The organism is Synechococcus sp. WC101 (assembly GCF_047461555.1).
Taxonomy (GTDB): Bacteria; Cyanobacteriota; Cyanobacteriia; order Thermostichales; family Thermostichaceae; genus Thermostichus.
Genome location: NZ_JANSHG010000214.1, coordinates 1 through 3118 on the forward strand (window position 1 = coordinate 1; position 3118 = coordinate 3118).

A 3118-nucleotide genomic window follows, 5' to 3' on the forward strand; every position below is an offset into this window, starting at 1 on the left:
GGTAGGGAGCAGCACTAGAAGCGGCTTTGCTGCCCAGATTGTGGAGGGTTCGGCTGGTCTGCATCATAGAGTAGCCCCGTCCGTCTGGCTCAACATCTGTTTGGAGAACTTAGAAGACTGGAGGCCATGCCTCACATCCTGCAGGAGGGCAAGCCTGTCGCCAGCGCTTGGCCCGCCCTGGGGATCCCTTTAGACGCGCCGCCGCTTGGGGGGACGGCAGCCGTTGTGGGGAATGGGAGTGATATCTCGAATCAGGGTGATTTCTAGACCAGTGGCCTGCAGAGCGCGAATGGCGGTTTCCCGACCGGCGCCAGGGCCACTCACCATTACCTCAATCTGGCGCATGCCGTTCTCCATGGCCTGACGCGCTGCGCTCTCTGCCGCCATTTGGGCTGCAAAGGGGGTGCCTTTCTTGGCGCCCTTGAACCCCGTAGAACCTGCGGAGGCCCAAGACACCACGTCGCCATTGGGATCCGTGATGGTGACGATGGTGTTGTTGAAGGTGGACTGAATGTAGGCCACACCGTTGGGGACATTCTTCTTGACCTTGCGTCCGCGCCGTTGCTGCCGAGCCATGACCTGTGCGTCCTTTGAACAACTGTTTACATCCCGTTTTGCAGTTTGGAGAGGGTGGGAAACTCTGCCCGCCGCCCCAGCCGCGCCACTACTTCTTGGCGGGAGCTTTCTTCTTGCCGGCCACCGTCTTCCTGACCCCCTTGCGGGTGCGGGCGTTGGTGCGGGTGCGCTGGCCACGCACAGGCAGGTTCAGACGATGGCGGCGGCCCCGATAGGTGCCGATGTCGATCAGCCGCTTAATGTTCATCGCCTCCTGCCGGCGCAGATCTCCCTCCACCTGGTACTCGCCTTCTACCACTGCCCTCAAGGCGGCCACCTCGGCGTCGGTAAGGTCGCGGGTGCGGGTATCGGGGTTGATGCCGGTCTTCGCCAAAATTTGGCGGGAGCGGGTCAGCCCAATGCCGTAGATGTAGGTGAGGGCGATCTCGACTCGCTTGTCGCGTGGGATGTCAACTCCCGCAATCCGTGCCATGGTCGGTGGTACCTTTCAAACAAACTTAGATAAACTTGCTCCATAGGCCAGGCCGAGGTTGGCGGCGTGGAGCTTTGGCCGGAAGACGTCGCTGTTGAGGTGAGGAACCCAGAGTCTCCTCTCGCCAAGAGAGGGGTTGCTTGATCTTCCGCGGCGGCAGCAGGGCTGTTTGGATCTGTTCCCCACCGTCGGGCGCACTCCTCCATCCGCCCCTCTACCCCTGCCGCTGCTTGTGCTTGGGGTTGGCAGGGCAAATCACCATCACCCGGCCATGGCGGCGGATGACTCGGCACTTTTCGCAGATTCGACGGACGGAGGGCCGCACCTTCATGGTTTATCCTGACGAAACCAGCGAATATCCATTCTAAGGTCGCCGCGGCAGACTGTCAAAAATTGTTTGGGTTTTCTGACGTGAATCCAATAGGGAAGGGCGAGCAGGTTGGCTATGCTGGTTGGGCGCAGAAGCAGAGCAGGCGCGGTTGAGGAGCGAAGAAGGCGATGCGCTGGCAATGGCTGGTTGTGCTGATGAGCGGCGTGCTGGGCTTGGGATCCCCCGTGTTGGGGCAAGGGATCCCTTCGCCGGAAACAGGCTCTCCCGCTTCTGGGGGGAACCTCTCGGCGGACGGGAATGAACTGAGGACAGAGGGGGATTGGCTGTTGCCCTTGCCCAGCTCTGCCGATTGCCTCGATGCGGTGCCGGAGCGGGGCTGGCTGGCGGTGGGACTGTTGGAAGCGCAGGCAGTGGCGCTGCTGGATGGGGCGAGCGGGGATCCCTTGTGGCAGGTGGCGGTGGGGTTTGCCCCCGGCGTGGTGCGGGTGGATGCGGCACGGCAGGTGGTCTATGCCGCCGGCCCCCATGCTCCTGGGGTGGTGGCCCTCGATCTGCTCACCGGAGAGCTGCTGCAGGCCTACGGGCTGCCGGCGGGGGTTCTGGACATGGCTGTGGATGCGGCCAGGGGGCGGGTTTTCGCCTCCCTGCCCGCCGCCCAAAGCTTGGCGGTGATTCCCGCTCCGAACCGCCAACGGCATGGATCGGAGCCGCCGCAGGCCCGCAACTTGCCGCTGCCGGGGCCACCTTTGGCTTTGGCCTATGCCCCAGAGCGGGGATCCCTGTTTGTCGGCCTGGCTGGGGAGGATCCCCTCAGCCTGCTGGTGGTCAACCCCGACAATGGAGAGCTGCTGGCCCGCTGGCGCGGCGGCAACACGCCGGAAGCCATGGTCCTAGATGCGCAACGGCAGCGCCTGGTGGTGCTCAACTCGGGCAGCCAAGATCTGACGGTGCTGGATCTGGATCGCAGCGGCGAGGCTCTGCAGCGGATTGGCTTGGATTGGCGACCGACGCGGCTGGCCCTTTCTCCCGATGGCCGCTGGGCCTACGTGACCTCCCGCAACAGCGACCGCCTGCAAATCGTGGATCTGGAGGCGGGGCGATTGGCCGCCTCGCTGCGGCTGGAGGGGCAGCCAACGGGTTTGGTGAGGCTGGGCGATCGGGATCTGTGGGTGGTGGCGGCAGGGATCCCGGCTTTGCGGCGTCTGGTGGATATTGAGGCTCAAGTTGGCGAGCGCGAGACCGAGGCCCAGATCCCCTCTTCAGGCAACCGCGGGGTGGTGACGGGGCGGGTGCTGGACATTGCCGGCCAACCCGTCCAGACGGGGGTTTTGCGCCTGGCCGCCACCTCTACCCAACCCCAGCAGACGGTTCGCATCGCCGCCGACGGCACCTATGTCCTGCCGGAACTGCCGGCGGGGCTGTACCTGGTGGATGTGGAGGTGCCGGGGTTTCCGCCCACCAGCACCCAGGTGGAGGTGCGGGCCGGTTTTGTATCCAGCCAAGATATTCGCCTGCCGCCGGGGCAGCCGGCCCGCCAGCCGGAGGGCATTGGCCTGTTGCCGGATGAGCCGGTTTACTCGGATGAGCTGGCCCGCCACCTCAGCCTGGCCCTGAAGGAGTTACAGCCGCAGCGACCCGTGATCCTCCTCAAGGGGCCACTGGGGCCGGATCCCCGCTTTGAGCCGCTTTTGCCCCTCGTCCAGGATCTGACACTCTTGGATCGGGATGAGCGCTACACC

Annotated in this window: 4 protein-coding genes; 1 reads left to right on the forward strand and 3 read right to left on the reverse strand. The window is 64.6% G+C overall.

Going from position 1 to position 3118, the window contains the following annotated elements:
* Positions 1-189: 189 nt before the first annotated feature.
* From rpsK to rpmJ, 3 genes are all read right to left on the reverse strand, one after another.
* A complete protein-coding gene (rpsK, locus tag NW809_RS11570; RefSeq protein ID WP_011430298.1) occupies positions 190-576 on the reverse strand; it encodes a 30S ribosomal protein S11 in 387 nt (128 codons plus the stop codon).
* Positions 577-664: 88 nt separating this feature from the next.
* Positions 665-1048: a 30S ribosomal protein S13 gene (rpsM, locus tag NW809_RS11575; protein ID WP_011430299.1), complete on the reverse strand. Its 384-nt coding sequence runs from the start codon at positions 1046-1048 to the stop codon at positions 665-667.
* 214 nt (positions 1049-1262) lie between these two features.
* Complete coding sequence (gene rpmJ, locus NW809_RS11580) at positions 1263-1379, reverse strand: 50S ribosomal protein L36 (RefSeq protein ID WP_011430300.1); 117 nt, start codon at positions 1377-1379, stop codon at positions 1263-1265.
* A 167-nt stretch (positions 1380-1546) separates the two neighbouring features.
* On the opposite strand from rpmJ, the gene NW809_RS11585 reads away from it, so the two are divergent.
* Positions 1547-3118: carboxypeptidase regulatory-like domain-containing protein (locus NW809_RS11585; RefSeq protein WP_414402196.1), on the forward strand; the 1572-nt coding region annotated here is incomplete at its 3' end.

Coding starts and splice junctions, on each gene's coding strand:
- rpsK (WP_011430298.1), bottom strand. CDS start 576: ATGGCTCGGCAGCAACGGCGCGGACGCAAGGTCAAGAAGAATGTCCCC.
- rpsM (WP_011430299.1), bottom strand. CDS start 1,048: ATGGCACGGATTGCGGGAGTTGACATCCCACGCGACAAGCGAGTCGAG.
- rpmJ (WP_011430300.1), bottom strand. CDS start 1,379: ATGAAGGTGCGGCCCTCCGTCCGTCGAATCTGCGAAAAGTGCCGAGTC.